Here is a 17,656-nt window from a genome sequence, read left to right on the forward strand (position 1 = left end):
CCATCCGCACCTCGTCAGGATTTGCAGGATTTATGCATGAATATGCCAGGTCCCTGCAATTCCCACAATGCCATTTCTGCCGAATGGGTTCACCGCACAAGGCTTTTCGGATTGTTCAGGCCCAACTTGATTAGCGTACCCGGACGCTGCTTTTTTCTACGCAGGTGGGGAACCTTATGACAATGCAGGCTAGTGCGTCGACGCATGCGAGTACTGTCCTGGCTTTGCACGGGACCGGCTCCAATCATTGCGAGCGTCAGTGCCGCGTGCCGCTGACATCGCGTACAGATGCGCGAAGAAAGCCGGTTCCGCCAGCGCCCTAACTGCGCTTGCAGAAAATCGCCGTCACATGCGGCGCAACGTGATGGACGATCGCCGTGCTGCCCGCTGCGGTGACGGCAGCTTGCACCTTCTCGTCGCTGCCCCAGACGACCGCGCCATAGGCCGACCTCGCCAGCGGCTCGCCGCTGCCCACGCGAAAGATGGGATCGTCCTGTTCATATCCGACGACAGCGAACACACTAAAGCCGTACGCGTTCAGGTTTGCGCCGCGCACGGGACTAAACGCGTTGATCGAGTTGCTCTCGACGCGCATCGGCTTCCGATCGATCAACTGCTGGGCGGCCAGATCCGCGATGAACTTGTGCGCCGATTCGTCGCAAGCAAGCGCGGCATCGAGCGACGCGGCGCGCGCGGCGAACGGCGGCGCCGACAACATCAGCGCAAACAGAACAGGGCGGAGAAAAAAGCGTTTCATGGTATCGACAAAACGTCCGCGCAATGGCTCGCGCGCGGATAACTTCAAATGAAAGTGCAACGGGAAAATCAACGGCGAATCACGCGAGGCGAATCAAAATAACGGGTGTATAAGCAGGCAAACGCGTGAGCAAGCGCACGGCCAAACGCGCGCCACGCGGCAACCACCATGACAAGACCCGGTAACAACTGCGCGACAGACGCGCACTCTACCTGCGTTCGAAAATTCGTGCTGTCAGGTCATCCACGAGTAGGCCATTGAAAAGCAACATAATTGTGAGCGATCGAGGCAAGAAATCGCGATCCCGTATATATTTCCGGGTTATGACTTCGCAATCCAATCCTCCCCGGAATGTCCCGCCACCCAAAATGTGGGATGCCCGGCTTGCCCGGCGGCTCATCATGCCGCTCGTCGATACACCCGTCACGCCCAACCATCTGACGACCGTACGCCTGCTGATCGGTGTCGCAGGCGGCCTTGCATTGGCGCGCGGCGGTTTCGCGTGGACGAACGTCGGCGCGCTTCTGATCGTGCTGTCCAATTTCGTCGATCACACGGACGGCGAGCTTGCGCGCGTCAGCGGCAAGTCGAGCCGCATCGGTCATTTTTATGACCTCGCCTGCGATGCGCTCGTCACCGTGCTGCTTTTCGCGGGCATGGGCTACGGGATGACGTCATCGCAAGTCGGCAATCTGATCGGCGTCGCCGTGCCGCCGTTCCTGCTCGGCACCGTCGCGGGCATCGCGGTTGCGCTGATCTTTTTCCTGCGCATGCGCATCGAGGAGATGGCGGGCAAGGCGGGCACCAAACAGGCATCCGTCGGCGGCTTCGAGACGGAAGACATTCTGTATCTGCTGCCCCTCGTCACGCTGATGAGCGGCGTCGCGCCGTTTCTCATGGCCGCGTCGATCGGCGCGCCGCTCTTCGCTGTATATGTGGTGATCGACCACCGTCGCGTCGTGCGCCGATCGCGCTCGGCGCAAGAAACCAGTCAGGCATGGGTGAGCCGATGAGCACACCCGCAGAAGAACACGTGACCACATCCAACTCGTTGAACAATGCCGGCCTCGCGCCGGCTTCTGTTGTTTCCGGGGCTGCTTCGTCGTCCGCGAACGCCGCGCCCGATGCGGATCGCGCGGTTGCGAGCCGCGTCCGCACGTTCGACAACGCGCAGCTGCGCAAGGATTTCGACGACCAGAGCGCGTTTCTGTACCTCGAAGATTTCCTCGCACCGGAAGTGACGGCGCACCTGATCGCAGCCGCACGCGCGCTCCTGCCCGAAGTGAACCGCAACTATCTGCCGGGGCACAAGCAGGGCGGCAGCGTCAGCCGCCATACGATCGACCGTCTCGCGCCGTTCATCGCGCAGCTTTATCGCTCGAAGGAGCTGATCGGCTGGCTCGAGCATCTGACGGGCGACAAGCTGCTGCTGTCGCCGCCCGATGATCCGCACGCATACGCGCTCTACTACTACACGAAGCCCGGCGACCATATCGGCTGGCACTACGACACGTCGTACTACGACGGCCGCCGCTATACGCTGCTGCTCGGCGTGATCGACGAATCGTCGTGCCGTCTCGACTACGAGCTGCACACGCGCAACCCGGACAAAGCCGATGCGCCCGGTTCGGTGCAGATTCCGCCGGGCGGCCTCGTGTTCTTCGACGGCGACAAATTGCGTCACCGCATCACGCCCGCGCTCGACAACGAAATGCGCGTGTCGCTGACGTTCGAATACGTGACCGACCCGAACATGCGCCCGTGGCGCCGCGTGATTTCGAATCTGAAGGACGCGATCGCGTACTTTGGCTTCCGCCAGGTGTTCAGCCAGTTCGCACGCCGCAACGCCAGGGGAGAAGGCGTGTGACGCGCGCCGCGATGATCCTGTTGACGATCGGCGGTGCACTGTTCGTCGCATTGCTCGCGTGGCAGGGCTTCGGCCCTGTCGTGTCGACGCTGATGGTGGCGGGCTGGGGCCTCGCGCTCGTCGCCGCGTTCCATCTGCTGCCGCTCCTGCTCGACGCGGGCGCGATCTCCGTGATGTTCGACAGGAAGGCGAGGCACGTCACCGGGCGCGACGCGGTGTTCGCGCGCTGGATCGGCGAATCGGTGAACAGCCTGTTGCCGGCCGGTCAGATCGGCGGGCCGGTGATGATGGTGCGCCAACTGTCGCAGCGCGGTTTGCGCATGCGCGACGCCGCCGCGGCGATCACCGTCAGCACGACATTGCAGGCGCTCGCGCAGATCGTCTTCGCGATGCTCGGCTTGCTGCTGTTCGGCGCATCGGCGGCGCACGGCGCGATGCACGACCTGCAGACGGCCGCGCTGATCGCAACGGGCGTGCTCGGCGCGCTGATCGCCGGCTTCTATATGGCGCAGCGGCGCGGCCTGTTCGGCAAGGCGTTGCGCGTGCTGTCGAAGGTGTTCGGCAAGCGCGACTGGTCGTCGCTGACGACGCGCGCCGATGCCGTCGACGTCGCCGTGCGCGAACTCTACAGCGAGCGCGGCAAGGTCGCCGCGAGCTTTGCGCTGAGCCTCGCGGGCTGGATCGTCGGCACGGTCGAAGTGTGGCTCGCGCTGCGCTTTCTCGGCCATCCCGTGGGCTGGATCGACGCGCTGCTGCTCGAAAGCCTCGGCCAGGCGATCCGCGGCGCGGCCTTCGCGATTCCCGGCTCGCTCGGCGTCCAGGAAGGCGGCTATCTGCTGCTCGCGCCGCTCGTCGGCCTGCCGCCCGAAGCGGCGCTGGCGCTGTCGCTGGTGAAGCGCGCGCGCGAGCTGCTGCTCGGCTTGCCGGGCCTGCTCTATCTGCATTTCAGCGAACGTAGCTGGCAGCGGCGACGCGCAACGCGTCTGCCCGCTGTCGATTGATATCTTTGGAAAGGACCGCGAATGCGCGCCATCATTCTTGCTGCAGGTCTTGGCCTGCGTCTCCAGCAACCTGCCGGAGAACAGTTTCCCAAATGCCTGCTGCGTTTCGACGGCGTGACCCTGCTCGAGCGTCATCTGCAGATGCTCGATGCAGCGGGCGTCGATGAAGTCGTGCTCGCGCTCGGCTTCCAGCCGGAACTCGTCGAAGCCGAACTGAAGCGGATCGAGTGGCCGCACAAGGTCGAGATCAAGCTGAATCCGCGCTTCGACCTCGGCAGCGTGCTCACCGTTCATACCGTTGCCGATGCGCTGACGCGCGGCGGCGATGTACTGCTGATGGATGCCGACGTGCTGTACGACGAGCGCATCCTGAGCGCGCTCGTCGCGGGCAATCACGCGAACCGTCTGCTCATCGACCGCGATTTCGAAACGGGCGACGAGCCCGTCAAGCTGTGCCTGAAAGACGGCGTGCCCGTCGAACTGCGCAAGCAGCTGGCCGTCGGTCTCGACTACGACACGATCGGCGAATCGGTCGGCTTCTTCCGTCTGCGCGAAGAAACCGCGAAGCGCTTTGCCGAGATCGTTGCGGGCTACGTCGACAGCGGCCGCGCGAACATGCCTCACGAAGAGGCCGTGCGCGATCTGCTGCTGGAACGCAGCCATGTGTTCGATACGGCTGACGTGACGGGCGCGCCGTGGATCGAAATCGACTTCCAGAACGACGTCGAACGCGCAGCGGCGGAGATTTTGCCGATGCTTCAACCGCTGGTGGGCGCGGCGCGCTGAGCCGGCATCATAGACAGCGCTGTAAAAAATCGCGTGCACGGGCAACCGGCACGCGATTTTCTTTTGCTGCAAGCGTCGCAACATCGTTTGCTGAGCCGATGCGATAATTGCGGCTTTACGCCGACGGTTTCTTCACTGGCGCTTCCTCGACCATGCCTCTGGCAATAGGCGCATTCATCGTTCCGTTGATCGTCGCGTGCGCGATGTTCATGGAAAACGTCGATTCGACGGTTCTCGTCACATCCCTGCCGGTTCTCGCCCGCGATCTCGGGCACGATCCCATCACACTGAAGCTCGCGATCACCAGCTACGTGATCGGCCTGGGCGTGTTCATTCCCGTATGCGGCTGGGTCGCTGACCGTTATGGTCCGCGTTCCGTGTTTCGCACGGCGATCGGCGTCTTCATGGCGGGCTCGCTGATGGCGGCGGCCTCGACGAACCTGCCGCTCTTCGTCGCCGCGCGTTTTGTGCAAGGCATCGGCGGCGCGATGATGGTGCCCGTCGGACGCATCATCATCTTCCGTTCGGTGCCGAAGTCGGACTTCATTCGCGCGGTCAACTATCTGACCGTGCCTGCGCTGCTCGGGCCCGTGATCGGACCGCCGCTCGGCGGCTTCATCACGACGTATCTGCACTGGCGCCTGATCTTCATCGTCAACATTCCGATCGGCCTGTTCGGCATCTGGCTCACGAACCGGCACATCGCGAACATGCGCGAAGCGCATCCGGGGCCGCTCGACTGGACGGGATTTGCCTTGTCGGCGAGCGGCGCGTCGCTTTTCATGCTGGGGCTGTCGCTGGTGGGCGGCGAACTCGTATCGAACAGCGTATCCGTGACGATGTGCGTGCTCGGCGCCGCATTGCTGCTGATTTATTGGCGCTACGCAAGCCGCGTCGAGCGGCCCGTGCTCGATCTGAAGCTGCTGCGCATTCCGAGCTTTCATGCGAGCGTGGTCGGCGGCTCGCTGTTTCGCATCGGTCTTGGCGCCGTGCCGTTTCTGCTGCCGCTGAAGCTGCAGGAAGGGCTCGGCATGACGCCGTTCGTTGCGGGCACAATCACGTGTGCGTCGGCGTTCGGCTCGATCTTCATGAAGACGATTGCTTCGTCGGTGCTCGCGCACTTCGGCTTTCGACGCGTGCTGATGTTCAACGCGCTGCTCGCCGGCTGCGCGATCGCGAGCTATGCATTGTTCACGCCGAACACGCCGCACGTGCTGATCTGGTGTGTCGTGCTGTTCGGGGGCATCTTTCCGTCGCTGCAGTTCACGTCGCTGAACTCGCTCGCGTATGCGGACATTCCGAGCAGCGACGTCGGACGCGCGACGAGTGTCGCGAGTGTCGTCCAGCAGATATCGCTGGGCCTCGGCGTGACGGTTGCCGGGATCGTGCTGCAAATTTCGCACGAACTGCAAGGCCATCCGACCATCGTGTGGACCGACTTCTGGCCCGCGTTTCTCGCGATCGGCCTGTTCTCGCTCGCTTCCATACCCGTCACGGCGAAGCTGCCGCACAACAGCGGCGAAGAACTCGCGCGCGGCGGCAGAGGGCGGGCCTGACGCGCGCGTTCCGCTTGATGCAGCATGAACGCCGCGTCGAAGCACGCGATCAAACCATCAAACGGCCTCGCGCACCGCACGCAGGAACTGCTGCGTGCGTTCATGTTGGGGCGACGTGAAGAACTGCTGCGGCGGCCCTTGCTCGATGATCTTGCCTTGCGAGAAGAAGCACACGCGGTCCGCGAATTCGCGTGCGAAGCCCATCTGGTGCGTGACCATCAGCATCGTCAGATTGTGTTCCTCGCCAAGACGGCGAATCACGTTCAGCACTTCGCCGCATAGCTCGGGGTCGAGCGCGGACGTCACTTCGTCGAACAGCATCACTTTCGGACGCATCGCGAGCGCTCGCGCAATCGCGACGCGCTGCTGCTGGCCGCCCGACAGTTGCGACGGATAGTGATTGCACTTGTCCTCCAGCCCGACCATCGACAGCAGTTCGCGCGAGCGTTCCGTCGCTTCCTTGCGCGACAGCCCGAGCACCTGCATCGGCGCTTCGATCGTGTTCGCGAGCGCGGTCATATGCGGGAACAGGTTGAAGCTCTGAAAGACCATGCCGATCTTGCTGCGCACGCGCCGCAGATGCGCAGGCGATGCAGGCACGAGCCCGCCGTTCTTGCGCATGTGGGTCAACGGCTCGCCGTCTACTTCGATCATGCCGCCCGTCAACGGGTCGAGTGTCATCAGCACGCGCAGCAGCGTCGACTTGCCCGAGCCGCTCGGCCCGATGATGGCGACTTTCTCGTTGGGCGCAATGTCCAGATCGAGTTCGTCGAGCACGGTGAGCGCGCCGTAGCGCTTCGTCACGCCGGCGAAGCGCACCATCGGTTGCTGGCCGTTGGCGTTCGGCGCGTCGTTGAGCGCGGAAACGGGGTCTCGCTTCATCTCTTTCTCCATCACGGGGGACTCGGAGTGCAGGTGGGTATCGATGTCGGTGCGCGACTTCATGGCAGCCTCAGACGGAATTCGAGCCGCCGCACGAGTTGTGCGAACGTAATGCTGATGACGAGAAAGAACAGGCCCGCAAGCGTGATCGGCTCGAGATAGCGGAACGTTTCCGAGCCGACGTTCTTCGCCTGCTGCATCAGTTCGACCACGGTGATGGCAGACAGCACGGGCGTGTCCTTGAACATCGCGACGAGATAGTTGCCGAGCGCGGGAATGACGGGCCGCACCGCTTGCGGCAGAATCACGCCGGCATACGTGCGCCACGGCGACAGCGACAACGCGCACGCCGCTTCCCACTGCCCGCGCGCGACGCCGTTCAGACCCGCGCGATACACCTCGGACGTGTAGCACGCATAGTGCAGCGCGATGCCGATCGTGCCCGCCATCAGCGCGGACATCGTGATGCCGTAGACAGGCAGCACATAGTAGAGCACGTACACCTGGATCAGCAGCGGCGTGCTGCGGATGAACTCGACGATGAACGCCACCGTGCGCGACACGGCCTTGATGTGGCTGCGCCGCAGGATCGCGAGCACGAGGCCGAGCACGAGCGCGATCGCGAAGCCGACCAGCGTGATCAATATCGTGTACACCGATGCGCGCGCAAGTTGAGGCAGGATGTGCGCGGCGTACTGCAAGTCGAAGAACTGATTCATGACGCCGCCTTTGGCACGGTTCGAACGATGATGCCGTGGCTCACGCGCCGCTCGAAGTAGCGCATCAGCGTGGCCAGCAACTGCGCGAGCACGAAATAGATGAGGAGCGTGAGGCAGAAGATCTCGGCCGTCTTGAACGTCGCTTCGTCGAGCTGGCGCGCGCGGAACGTGAGATCGGACAGCGTGATCAGCGATACGAGCGACGTGCCCTTCAGCAATTCGATCATCAGATTGGTTGCGGGCGGCAGCGCGCAGATCATCGCTTGCGGCAGGATGATGCGGCGCATGCGTGAGAATGCCGACATGTTCAACGCGAGCGCCGCTTCGAACTGGCCGCCCGGCACCGAACGCAGCGCGCCGCGCAGAATCTCCGAACCATACGCGCCGTAGTGCAGGCCGAGCCCGACGATCGCCACCGTGAACGGCGTCAGTTCGATCCGGAACGGCGGCAGCGGCAGCACGAAGAAGAACCAGAAGAGCTGCACGAGCAGCGACGTGCCGCGAAACACCTCGACATACACGTTGCCGATCCAGCGCAACGGCGCCCACGGCGAGAGCCTCGTGGCCGTGCCGACGAACGCCATCACGATCGCGAGCAGCGTGCCGAACACGGCGATCTCGATCGTGACGAGCGTGCCTTGCAGCAGCAGGGGAAACAGTTCACGCATGGCGGTGGCCTCGCTTGCATGACGGCGCATCGGCGCGCCTCGGATTGAAGTGGGGAAGCATTTTGAGTGCCTCCCCCGGCGTGCGATCGCGCTGCATCATCTGCGGCCCGATGCGTGAGCGGCGAATCACTGGCCGCAGATTTCGGCGGCCGTCTTCGTCGTCACATTGGACTTGTCGAAGCCGAACGGTCCGACGGTCGCGAGATGATCGGGCGTGCCGAGCCATTGATGCAACTGCTTGTTCACGGCATCGCGCAGATCGGTGTCTTCCGGACGGAACGCGAGCGCGCCATAGCCCGTATGCTTCGGATCGTCCTTGAAGAAGGAGACCGTTTCGACCTGGGCCGCGTCCTTCGCGGCGAGGCCCTTCATCGTGAGCGCCGTGCCCGCTGCCGCATCGGCGCGGCGCGTGCGCACGGCCTGGAGTTGCGCCGTCGTATCGGGCACCTGCAGCAGTTGCGTGTCCTTCACGCCCGCATCGCGCGAATTGGCGACTTCGACGGCGCCCGCCATCACGGCGAGCTTCAGGTCCGGCTGCTTTGCAATATCGGCAAAGCTATGCAGGTTCTTCGGATTGCCCTTCGTCACGAGCAGCGTGTCCTGGATCTGATATTGCGGATCGGCAAAAGCGACCTGCTTGCAGCGCTCCGGCGTGATGTACATGCCAGCGGCAATGACGTCGAAGCGTCCCGCGCGCAGGCCCGGAATCAGCGAGCCCCATTCCGTCAGCACGGCATCCACTTTTTTCACGCCGAGCTTTTCGAATACCTTGCGCGAAATTTCCGGCGATTCGCCCGTCACCTTGCCATCGGGTGTCGTATAGGCGAACGGAGCTTCGTTCGCATAGCCGATGCGGACTTCGCCGGTGCGCTGGATGCGCTGCAACGTCGTTTCAGCCGACGCGAACTGGGTGTGCATGGCAAGGCCGGCTGCCGCGAGGCAGAGGGCGCCGAGCATGACGGACGTGCGCTTCGATTTCATGTCGATTCCGTAGGGCGAAAGTAAAAGTGATGAATGTCGTGCCACAGTGGCGCGATCCCCGGGAAAACCCGGTGTGGCAAGGATTCCAGCGTTTCGAGCGCCCCGGAACCGAACCATGAGCGCAGCATACAAAGCCATTTTTTTGTTCCCATTGCACTAGGACAATTATTTTCCGGGCTGCTTTCGTCGCACTATGCATGCTGTAGATAGGGAGACTGTAGTGATAGAACAATGGCGGGATGCAGTCGGCGCGGTGCGTGGCGTCGAGTCGAAATACAAACGGCTGGTGAAGGCGATTGCAACGGATATCGAAAGCGAGTCGTTGCGCGCGGGCGCGCGTCTGCCGCCGCAGCGCGATGTGGCGTCCGAACTGTCGATCAGCGTGCAGACGGTGACGAACGCATACAAGGAACTGGAGCGGCAAGGGCTGATCCGCTGCGAAGTGGGGCGCGGCAGCTTCGTCGCCGAGCGCGTCACGGAGACGATGTCCAACTACATGCTCGATACGGCCGAGCGTTCCGTGGTCGACTTCTCGATTGCGCGCATCATCCACACGCCCGAGCACGACGCGATGTGGCGCAAGGTCTGCGCGACGCTCGCGAAGATCGACGACCAGCCGTGGATACGCGCGTTCAGGCCCATCGCGGGCTTCGAGCATCACCGGCAAGCGGGCATTGCGTGGCTGGAGTCGCTCGGCATGCCGGCTTCCGTCGATACGCTGCTCGTCACCAACGGCGCGGCGCATGGCATCTTTCTCGCGCTCGCATCGCTGGTCGGTCCCGGCGATACCGTGCTGTGCGAAAGTCTGACCGATCACGGCGTGATCGGCTCCGCGAATGTCCTGGGGTTTACGTTGAAAGGGCTGGAGATCGACGAATACGGCATCCATCCCGAGCACTTCGAAGAGATGTGCGATAGCGAGCGCATTACCGCGCTCGTCTGCACGCCGACGCTCAACAATCCGACCGTTGCGCTGATGCCCGAGTCGCGGCGCCGCGCGATTGCGCGCATTGCCGAGCGCTATGGGGTGTACGTGATCGAAGACGATGTCTATGGTCCGCTGCCCGCCACGCGTCCCGCGCCGATTTCGAGCCACATCCCCGAGCTGTCGTTCTACTGCACGAGCATGACGAAGTCGGTGATGGCCGGCCTGCGCACGGGCTATATGACGACGCCGCGCCGTCTCGCGCTGCGCGTCGAAAGCGTGTTGCGCGTCAGCAGCTGGATGGCGAACTCGCCGATCGCGGAAGTGGCGACACGCTGGATCAACGACGGCACGGCCGCGCGTCTGGTGGAGATGCAGCGCGAGCGGCTCGCGAAGCGCCAGGCGCTCGTGCAAAAAATACTCGGACCGTATGTGCTCGGCTCGCATCCGCATGCGTTGTCCGTGTGGCTGCGCGTGCCCGATCACTGGCAGGCGGACCGGCTCGTGCGCGAGCTGCGCAATCGCGATATCGCCGTGACGTCGCCCGATCCGTTCCTCGTGCGCGGCGCGGAACGGCCCAATGCGGTCCGGCTGTGCGTGGGCGCGGAAGTGAGCGAAGAGGTGTATCAGGAAGCGCTCGAAACGATGCACGACGTGTTCGAACAGTATCCGCAGGTGCATGACTTCGGTTGATCGCATGGGTGCATCGGGTGGGCGCGCAGCGATGCAAAACGAAATGTACCAGGACAATAGAAAAGAATATTTAGAACATTAGACTGGCCGCACTGAGTCCGGTGTGGCCCGCGTTCAACGTAGTGAAATACTGACGTCTGGGGTTTTCCGCATCGGTCGCGTTTCTCATGCAGGGCCGATGCCAATGTCCGTTCTCTCGCTTGCCGATGTCTATCGCGCTCGACGCCGTATCGAAGGGCGCGTGCTGCGCACGCCGCTCGTCGAATCGCCCACGTTGTCGGCGATTGCAAATAATCCTGTCTATCTGAAGCTCGAAACGGTCCAGCCGACGGGCAGCTTCAAGCTGCGCGGCGCGACGAACGCGCTCGTGCGTCTTGCTGAAACGGGATGCAAGCGCGTGGTGACGGCGTCGACGGGCAATCACGGGCGCGCCGTCGCGCATGCGGCGCGCGCACTCGGCATCGAAGCGGCCGTGTGCATGTCGTCGCTCGTGCCGTCGAACAAGGTCGAGGCGGTGCGCGCACTGGGCGCGCAGGCGCGCATCGTCGGCAAGAGCCAGGACGACGCGCAGGTGGAAGCACAACGCCTCGTGCGCGAAGAAGGCTATGCGTATGTGCCGCCGTTCGATCATCTCGACGTCATCGCGGGACAGGCGACCATCGGCGTCGAAATCGCCGAAGACTTGCCCGATGTCGCGCACATCGTCGTGCCGTTGTCGGGCGGCGGGCTCTTCGCGGGCATTGCATTCGCGTCGAAGCAGATCAATCGCGCGGTGCGCATGACGGGCGTGACGATGGAGCGCGGCGCCGCGATGCACGCGAGCCTCGAGGCGGGCAAGCCCGTGCTCGTCGATGAAGTCGAGTCGCTTGCGGATTCGCTGGGCGGCGGCATCGGGCTCGACAACCAGTACACGTTCCCGATCACGCGCGAGCTGATCGACGAAGTCGTGCTGCTTGACGAGGCGACGATCGCGCGCGGCCTCGTGCATGCATACGAACACGAACGGCTGGTGCTCGAGGGCGCGGCCGCCGTCGGCATTGCGGCGCTGCTCGCGCAGCGTTTGCACAATGCCCCTGATTTTCAAGGCCCGATCGTGCTGATCGTGACGGGCGCCAATATCGACATGAGCCAGCATCGCCGCATCGTGCGAGCGGGCTGAAGGAATTGCATGAGCCGGCGCAAGAGCTCAAGCGCCGACGCCGGCCGTGCGCAAGCAAGTTGCATGTGACCAGACTAAGTGCTGAAGCACCAACTCTGGTCGACCGCTTTGCATGGGACCAGAGTAAGTGCTAAAGCGCCAACTCTGGTCGACCGCTTTGCATGGGACCAGAGTAAGCGCTAAAGCGCCAACTCTGGTCGACACAGGAGACACTGCATGACTGCCATTACTCTCTTGGGCGAATCGCAATTGCGCGAACTCGTACCGCTCGATCTCGCCGCGATCGATCAGGTCGAATCCGCGTTTCTGTCGCTTGCCACGGAGCCCGTTGCGATGCCGCCCATCTTGCGGCTCGACCTGCCCGAGCATCGCGGCGAAGTCGATGTGAAGACGGCCTACCTGCCGCGCTTCGACAGCTTCGCGATCAAGGTGAGCCCCGGCTTCTTCGATAACCCGAAGCTCGGTCTGCCGAGCCTTAACGGGCTGATGCTCGTTCTGTCCGCGAAAACAGGCCTCACGGAAGCAGTGTTGCTCGACAACGGCTATCTGACGGCCGTGCGGACAGCGGCGGCAGGCGCCGTCGCGGCGCGCTGGCTCGCGAAGCAGCAGGCGCCGAGCGTCGCCGTGATCGGCGCGGGCGAGCAGGCGCGTCTGCAATTGCAGGCGTTGTCGATGGTGCGAAAGATCGAGCGCGTCAAGGTATGGGCGCGCAATCGCGCGAACGCCGAGCAATTCGCGGCGGACATGTCCGCGCAATTGCACGTTGCCGCGGAAGTCGCGCGCGACGTTCATCACGCGCTCGCCGAAGCCGACATCGCGATCACCACGACGCCGAGCACCGAGCCGCTGATCCAGGCAGCCGATTTGCATCCCGGTCTTCACATCACGGCGATGGGCTCGGACGCGGAACACAAGAACGAAATTGCGCCGCAAGCACTCGCGGCGGCGCGCTACATATGCGATCGCGTCACGCAGACGCGCGTGCTCGGCGAACTGCATCACGCGATCGAAGCCGGTGTCGTCGATGCGGATGCAAAGCACGCAGAGCTTGGACAGGTCATCGCAGGACAGGCCAAAGGACGCACGAGCGACAGCGACATCACGCTGTGCGATCTCACGGGCACGGGCGCGCAGGACACGGCCATCGCGACGCTCGCCGTTGCGCGCGCCCGCGCGGCCAATGCAGGCACCATTTTCCGTAACGACATGAAGCGCTGAGAGGAGACCATGTCAGATACATCCCAACAGGCGGCGACCCCCGTGGTTCGCTTGCCTTTCGATCGCGCCGAATACGACGCACGCATCGCGAAGACACGCAAGGCGATGCAGAAGGCGCAGATCGATCTGCTGATCGTCACCGACCCGACAAACATGGCGTGGCTCACGGGCTACGACGGCTGGTCGTTCTACGTGCATCAATGCGTGCTGCTCGCGCTCGATGGCGAGCCCGTCTGGTACGGCCGTGGACAGGATGCGAACGGCGCATTGCGCACCGTGTTCATGAAGCGCGAGAACATCATCGGCTATCCCGATCACTACGTGCAGTCCACCGAGCGTCATCCGATGGACTATCTCTCGCGCGAAGTGATCGAGGCGCGCGGCTGGCAGTCGCGCCGCATCGGCGTCGAAATGGACAACTACTATTTCAGCGCCGCTGCCTACGCATCGTTGCAACGCAATCTGCCGAATGCGACGTGGCGCGATGCGACCGCGCTCGTCAACTGGCAGCGCGCCATCAAGTCGCCGCGCGAGATCGAGTACATGCGCATTGCCGCGCGCATCGTCGAGAAGATGCACGCGCATATCGTCGAGCGCATCGAGCCGGGCATGCGCAAGAGCGATCTCGTCGCCGATATCTATTCGGCGGGGATCACGGGCGTCGAAGGCTATGGCGGCGACTATCCCGCGATCGTGCCGCTGCTGCCGACAGGCGCCGATGCGGCCGCGCCGCATCTGACGTGGGACGACTCGCCATTCGAAAAGAACGCGGGCACGTTCTTCGAAATCGCCGGCTGCTTCAAGCGCTATCACTGCCCGCAGTCGCGCACGGTGTATCTCGGCAAGCCGCCGCAGCATTTCATCGATGCGGAAAAGGCCGTGGTCGAAGGCATCGAAATGGGGCTTGCGGCCGCGAAGCCGGGCAATACGTGCGAGGACATTGCGAATGCGTTCTTTGCGGTGCTGCGCAAATCGGGCATCGAGAAGAACAGCCGCTGTGGTTATCCGATCGGCGCGAGCTATCCGCCGGACTGGGGCGAGCGCACGATGAGCCTGCGTCCCGGGGACAAGACGGTCCTCGAACCCGGCATGACGTTCCACTTCATGCCGGGGCTGTGGCTCGACGACTGGGGACTCGAAATCACGGAAAGCATCCTGATTACCGAGTCGGGTGTCGAGACGTTCTGCAACACGCCGCGCAAGCTGTTCATCAAGGAGTAGTGCAATGCGGGCATCACCCATTCATGCCACTGTCGATTTCGAAGCGGACGGCGAACAGCACGGCTTTCTAAAACTGCCGCACTCGCACGACGCGTCCGCGTGGGGCGCCGTGATGATCCCCATCACGGTGATCCGTCGCGGCAATGGCCCGACCGCTCTTTTGACGGGCGGCAATCACGGCGACGAGTACGAAGGTCCGATCGTGCTGTCGAAGCTCGCGTCGACGCTGAAGGCAAGCGAAGTGACGGGACGCGTGATCATCGTGCCGTTCATGAACTATCCGGCGTTTCGCGCGGGCAGCCGCACGTCGCCGATCGATCGCGGCAACCTCAACCGCAGCTTTCCGGGCAAGCCGGACGGCACGGTGACGGAGAAAATCGCCGACTATTTCCAGCGCTATCTGCTGCCGCTTGCAGACTACGTGCTCGATCTGCACGCGGGCGGACGCACGCTCGACTTCGTGCCGTTCGCAGCCGTGCACGTGCTCGACGATGCGAAGCAGCAGGCGCGTTGCGAAGCGGCGATGCGCGCATTCGGCGCACCGTATTCGATGCGGATGCTCGAACTCGATAGCGTCGGTCTGTTCGATACGGCCGTCGAAGAAGCGGGCAAGGTGTTCGTGTCGACGGAACTGGGCGGCGGCGGAACGGCGACGGTCGCAAGCGTCGCCGTGGCCGAGTGCGGCGTGCGCGGCTTCCTCGCGAATGCGGGCGTGCTGTCGGCGGCGCCTGCGGACGACGCATCGGCGCGCACGACGACGCTGCTCGACATGCCCGACGGCACTTGCTACACGACGAGCGAGCACGACGGCCTGCTCGAATTGTGCAAGGACCTGGGCGACAACGTCGAAGCGGGCGAAGTGATCGCGCGCGTTCACGACGCGACGCGCACGGGCGCAAAGCCGTTCGAATATCGCGCGAAACGCAGCGGTCTGCTCGCCGCGCGGCATTTTCCGGGGCTCGTGCATATCGGCGATACGGTGGCCGTGGTGGCCGATATCGTCGAGCGCGGCATTCCCGTTTCGACGGGCACCGCGAAAAAGTAAGGGCATGTGCCGATGATGAAACTCGATCGCTACGATCTCGCGATTCTTCGCATCCTCGCGCAGGACGGACGCATCACGAAGTCGCGTCTTGCCGAGGAAGTGAATCTGTCGATCTCGCCTGCGTGGGAGCGCGTGCGGCGGCTCGAAGAGAGCGGCGTGATTCGTGGCTATCGGACGGATATCGACTGGGCACGCGCATTCAAGGGCAGCCGCATCATCGTCGAGGTGACGCTCGCGCGGCATACGGCGCAAGACATGCGCCGTTTCGAAGAACGCGTCGCCGCCGCTCCCGAAGTGACGCAATGTCACGCGACGGGCGGCGGCGTCGATTACGTGCTGCACGTGATGTCGCGCGACATCGATCACTATCAGCGCTTCATCGATGCGTTGCTCACCGATGAGCTGGGTATCGAGCGCTACTTCACGTACATCGTGACGAAGGTCGTGAAGAACGTGCCCGAGACGATGCCGGACTGGGCCTCGGATGCAATCGGCGGCGGCGAGTGAAGCCGTCGATGCAGTGCTAGACGGGCGGCAAAAAAACTTCGCGTAGCGCCGCGCTAAAACAGAAAAAACACACAGCGCCGGCGTCCCGAACCAAAAAAACACGATGCGTATCGCCCGTACAGTAACAGTCAGATAACGCACATAGGAGATCGTCATGTTGCTGGGTCATCCCGTTCTGTTCAAGTCGCTGTGTTACGTCGATGGCCGTTGGGTGCATAGCGAAACGGCATCCACGGTGGCCGTGCAGAATCCCGCGGATCAGGAAGTGATCGGCCACGTGCCGATGCTCGAAGCGCCGCAAATCACGCAAGCCGTCGACGCCGCACAGCGCGCGTTCGAAACATGGCGCTGGGTGCCCGTCGCGAAGCGCGCGGCGTTGCTGTTGCGCTGGCACGAACTCGTGCTGCGCCATCAGAACGATCTCGCGGGCATTCTCGCGCTCGAGCAGGGCAAGCCGCTTGCCGAGGCCGCTGGCGAAATCGCTTATGGCGCGAGCTTCATCGAATGGTTCGCGCATGAAGGCAAGCGCCTGAACGGCCGCACGATTCCGACGCATATCGACGGCGCGCATCTCGGCACGATGATGGAGCCCGTCGGCGTGGCCGCGTTGATCACGCCGTGGAATTTCCCGAACGCGATGATCACGCGCAAGGCAGCGGCCGCGCTGGCGGCGGGTTGTACGATCGTCGTGAAGCCTGCGCACGAAACGCCGTTCTCGGCGCTCGCGCTTGCGCAGCTCGCGGAAGAAGCGGGCTTCCCGGCCGGCGTGTTCAACGTCGTGCTCGGCGAACCGCAAATGGCGATGGAAACGCTGGTGCGCGATCCGCGCGTGCGCACGGTGAGCTTTACGGGTTCGACGCGTGTCGGCGGGCTCGTGATGCAGGCCGTCGCGCAAAGCGGCATCAAGAAGACGGCGCTCGAACTGGGCGGCAATGCGCCGTTCATCGTGACAGAAGACGCCGATCTCGAACAGGCCGTGCGCGTGGCCGTGGGCGCGAAGTTCCAGACGTCGGGCCAGGACTGCTGCGCAGCGAATCGCATTCTGGTTGCGCGCCCGATTTACGAGGCTTTCGTCGAACGCTATGCGCAAGCCGTGCGCGCGCTGAAGGTCGGCTCGGCATTCGAAGCGGGCAGCGAAGTGGGTCCGCTGATGCATCAGGCCGCGTTCGATGCAACGGTGCAACGCGTCGAAGATGCGCGGGCGAAGGGCGCGCGCATTGTCGCCGGCGGCGCGCCGCATGCGCGCGGCGGCTGGTTCTTCGAGCCGACCGTGGTCGCCGATGCGGGCAAGGGCATGCGCATCTATGATGAAGAGAACTTTGCGCCCATTTCCGCCGTGTCGCCGTTCGATACGCTCGACGAAGCGATCGCCCGCGCGAACGACACGGAGTACGGCCTCGCTGCGTATCTCTGCGCAAAGGATCTGAACACGGTGTTCCAGGTGATTCGTCAACTGGACTTCGCGATGGTCTCCGTGAACGGCGTGAAGTTCACGGGCGCGCCGATTCCGTTCGGCGGCATGAAGGCATCGGGCCTCGGCCGCGAAGGCGGACTCGAAGGTTTCGAGCCGTTCGTCGAAACGCGTTACTACTGCCTCGGTCAATTGGGCTTGCCTGTCGCCGACGCTGCTTCTTGTGCTCATCGGCCGCACGCCGCTTGAGACTTGTCATT

17 protein-coding genes are annotated in these 17,656 nt (G+C 63.5%); 12 read left to right on the top strand and 5 right to left on the bottom strand.

Going from position 1 to position 17,656, the window contains the following annotated elements:
- Window positions 1–319 precede the first annotated feature (319 nt).
- The gene (locus tag VSR68_RS26175; RefSeq protein ID WP_342942619.1) at window positions 320–757 is read right to left on the bottom strand and encodes a hypothetical protein; all 438 of its coding nucleotides are present in this window, start codon (window positions 755–757) and stop codon (window positions 320–322) included.
- Between the two features lie 323 nt (window positions 758–1,080).
- Here VSR68_RS26175 and VSR68_RS26180 point away from each other — a divergent pair, with 323 nt between their 5' ends.
- From VSR68_RS26180 to VSR68_RS26200, 5 genes are all read left to right on the top strand, one after another.
- The gene (locus VSR68_RS26180) at window positions 1,081–1,770 is read left to right on the top strand and encodes a CDP-alcohol phosphatidyltransferase family protein (RefSeq protein WP_342942620.1); all 690 of its coding nucleotides are present in this window, start codon (window positions 1,081–1,083) and stop codon (window positions 1,768–1,770) included.
- Window positions 1,767–2,624: a HalD/BesD family halogenase gene (locus VSR68_RS26185; RefSeq protein WP_342942621.1), complete on the top strand. Its 858-nt coding sequence runs from the start codon at window positions 1,767–1,769 to the stop codon at window positions 2,622–2,624. Before VSR68_RS26180 ends, VSR68_RS26185 begins: the two co-directional genes overlap by 4 nt.
- Window positions 2,621–3,625: a flippase-like domain-containing protein gene (locus tag VSR68_RS26190; protein ID WP_342942622.1), complete on the top strand. Its 1,005-nt coding sequence runs from the start codon at window positions 2,621–2,623 to the stop codon at window positions 3,623–3,625. The genes VSR68_RS26185 and VSR68_RS26190 overlap by 4 nt, the downstream gene beginning before the upstream one ends.
- A 21-nt stretch (window positions 3,626–3,646) precedes the next feature.
- Window positions 3,647–4,411, top strand: coding sequence for a phosphocholine cytidylyltransferase family protein (locus tag VSR68_RS26195; RefSeq protein ID WP_342942623.1), 765 nt, complete (start codon window positions 3,647–3,649; stop codon window positions 4,409–4,411).
- 152 nt (window positions 4,412–4,563) lie between these two features.
- Window positions 4,564–5,967, top strand: coding sequence for an MFS transporter (locus VSR68_RS26200; RefSeq protein WP_342942624.1), 1,404 nt, complete (start codon window positions 4,564–4,566; stop codon window positions 5,965–5,967).
- 57 nt (window positions 5,968–6,024) lie between these two features.
- Here the strand turns inward: VSR68_RS26200 and ehuA are convergent, their stop codons facing one another.
- The 4 genes from ehuA to ehuB form a co-directional block, all read right to left on the bottom strand.
- A complete protein-coding gene (ehuA, locus tag VSR68_RS26205) occupies window positions 6,025–6,912 on the bottom strand; it encodes an ectoine/hydroxyectoine ABC transporter ATP-binding protein EhuA (RefSeq protein ID WP_428983589.1) in 888 nt (295 codons plus the stop codon).
- A complete protein-coding gene (gene ehuD, locus VSR68_RS26210) occupies window positions 6,909–7,568 on the bottom strand; it encodes an ectoine/hydroxyectoine ABC transporter permease subunit EhuD (protein WP_342942625.1) in 660 nt (219 codons plus the stop codon). The genes ehuA and ehuD overlap by 4 nt, the downstream gene beginning before the upstream one ends.
- A complete protein-coding gene (ehuC, locus tag VSR68_RS26215; protein WP_342942626.1) occupies window positions 7,565–8,236 on the bottom strand; it encodes an ectoine/hydroxyectoine ABC transporter permease subunit EhuC in 672 nt (223 codons plus the stop codon). Before ehuC ends, ehuD begins: the two co-directional genes overlap by 4 nt.
- A gap of 126 nt (window positions 8,237–8,362) precedes the next feature.
- Complete coding sequence (gene ehuB, locus VSR68_RS26220) at window positions 8,363–9,217, bottom strand: ectoine/hydroxyectoine ABC transporter substrate-binding protein EhuB (protein ID WP_342942627.1); 855 nt, start codon at window positions 9,215–9,217, stop codon at window positions 8,363–8,365.
- Between the two features lie 193 nt (window positions 9,218–9,410).
- On the opposite strand from ehuB, the gene VSR68_RS26225 reads away from it, so the two are divergent.
- The 7 genes from VSR68_RS26225 (at window position 9,411) to VSR68_RS26255 (ending at window position 17,645) form a co-directional block, all read left to right on the top strand.
- Complete coding sequence (locus VSR68_RS26225; protein ID WP_342942628.1) at window positions 9,411–10,835, top strand: PLP-dependent aminotransferase family protein; 1,425 nt, start codon at window positions 9,411–9,413, stop codon at window positions 10,833–10,835.
- A 184-nt stretch (window positions 10,836–11,019) separates the two neighbouring features.
- Entirely contained in the window at window positions 11,020–11,994 is a 975-nt protein-coding gene (gene eutB / locus VSR68_RS26230; protein ID WP_342942801.1) for a hydroxyectoine utilization dehydratase EutB, read from the top strand.
- Window positions 11,995–12,210: 216 nt separating this feature from the next.
- Window positions 12,211–13,212 (top strand): cyclodeaminase, encoded by a 1,002-nt coding sequence (locus tag VSR68_RS26235; RefSeq protein WP_342942629.1) that lies wholly within the window; start codon window positions 12,211–12,213, stop codon window positions 13,210–13,212.
- Window positions 13,213–13,221: 9 nt separating this feature from the next.
- A complete protein-coding gene (gene doeA / locus VSR68_RS26240; protein ID WP_342942630.1) occupies window positions 13,222–14,433 on the top strand; it encodes an ectoine hydrolase DoeA in 1,212 nt (403 codons plus the stop codon).
- Between the two features lie 4 nt (window positions 14,434–14,437).
- Window positions 14,438–15,478, top strand: a complete 1,041-nt coding sequence (gene doeB / locus VSR68_RS26245; RefSeq protein WP_342942631.1) for a N(2)-acetyl-L-2,4-diaminobutanoate deacetylase DoeB — start codon at window positions 14,438–14,440, stop codon at window positions 15,476–15,478.
- Between the two features lie 15 nt (window positions 15,479–15,493).
- Entirely contained in the window at window positions 15,494–15,985 is a 492-nt protein-coding gene (locus tag VSR68_RS26250; RefSeq protein WP_342942802.1) for an Lrp/AsnC family transcriptional regulator, read from the top strand.
- 154 nt (window positions 15,986–16,139) lie between these two features.
- Complete coding sequence (locus tag VSR68_RS26255; RefSeq protein WP_342942632.1) at window positions 16,140–17,645, top strand: NAD-dependent succinate-semialdehyde dehydrogenase; 1,506 nt, start codon at window positions 16,140–16,142, stop codon at window positions 17,643–17,645.
- The last annotated feature ends 11 nt before the right edge of the window (window positions 17,646–17,656 follow it).

Origin of the sequence: Paraburkholderia phymatum, from assembly GCF_038900715.1 — a bacterium.
Taxonomy (GTDB): Bacteria; Pseudomonadota; Gammaproteobacteria; order Burkholderiales; family Burkholderiaceae; genus Paraburkholderia; species Paraburkholderia phymatum_A.

Coding starts and splice junctions, on each gene's coding strand:
- VSR68_RS26175 (WP_342942619.1), bottom strand. CDS start 757: ATGAAACGCTTTTTTCTCCGCCCTGTTCTGTTTGCGCTGATGTTGTCG.
- VSR68_RS26180 (WP_342942620.1), top strand. CDS start 1,081: ATGACTTCGCAATCCAATCCTCCCCGGAATGTCCCGCCACCCAAAATG.
- VSR68_RS26185 (WP_342942621.1), top strand. CDS start 1,767: ATGAGCACACCCGCAGAAGAACACGTGACCACATCCAACTCGTTGAAC.
- VSR68_RS26195 (WP_342942623.1), top strand. CDS start 3,647: ATGCGCGCCATCATTCTTGCTGCAGGTCTTGGCCTGCGTCTCCAGCAA.
- VSR68_RS26200 (WP_342942624.1), top strand. CDS start 4,564: ATGCCTCTGGCAATAGGCGCATTCATCGTTCCGTTGATCGTCGCGTGC.
- ehuA (WP_428983589.1), bottom strand. CDS start 6,912: ATGAAGTCGCGCACCGACATCGATACCCACCTGCACTCCGAGTCCCCC.
- ehuD (WP_342942625.1), bottom strand. CDS start 7,568: ATGAATCAGTTCTTCGACTTGCAGTACGCCGCGCACATCCTGCCTCAA.
- ehuC (WP_342942626.1), bottom strand. CDS start 8,236: ATGCGTGAACTGTTTCCCCTGCTGCTGCAAGGCACGCTCGTCACGATC.
- ehuB (WP_342942627.1), bottom strand. CDS start 9,217: ATGAAATCGAAGCGCACGTCCGTCATGCTCGGCGCCCTCTGCCTCGCG.
- VSR68_RS26225 (WP_342942628.1), top strand. CDS start 9,411: ATGCATGCTGTAGATAGGGAGACTGTAGTGATAGAACAATGGCGGGAT.
- eutB (WP_342942801.1), top strand. CDS start 11,020: ATGTCCGTTCTCTCGCTTGCCGATGTCTATCGCGCTCGACGCCGTATC.
- VSR68_RS26235 (WP_342942629.1), top strand. CDS start 12,211: ATGACTGCCATTACTCTCTTGGGCGAATCGCAATTGCGCGAACTCGTA.
- doeA (WP_342942630.1), top strand. CDS start 13,222: ATGTCAGATACATCCCAACAGGCGGCGACCCCCGTGGTTCGCTTGCCT.
- doeB (WP_342942631.1), top strand. CDS start 14,438: ATGCGGGCATCACCCATTCATGCCACTGTCGATTTCGAAGCGGACGGC.
- VSR68_RS26250 (WP_342942802.1), top strand. CDS start 15,494: ATGAAACTCGATCGCTACGATCTCGCGATTCTTCGCATCCTCGCGCAG.
- VSR68_RS26255 (WP_342942632.1), top strand. CDS start 16,140: ATGTTGCTGGGTCATCCCGTTCTGTTCAAGTCGCTGTGTTACGTCGAT.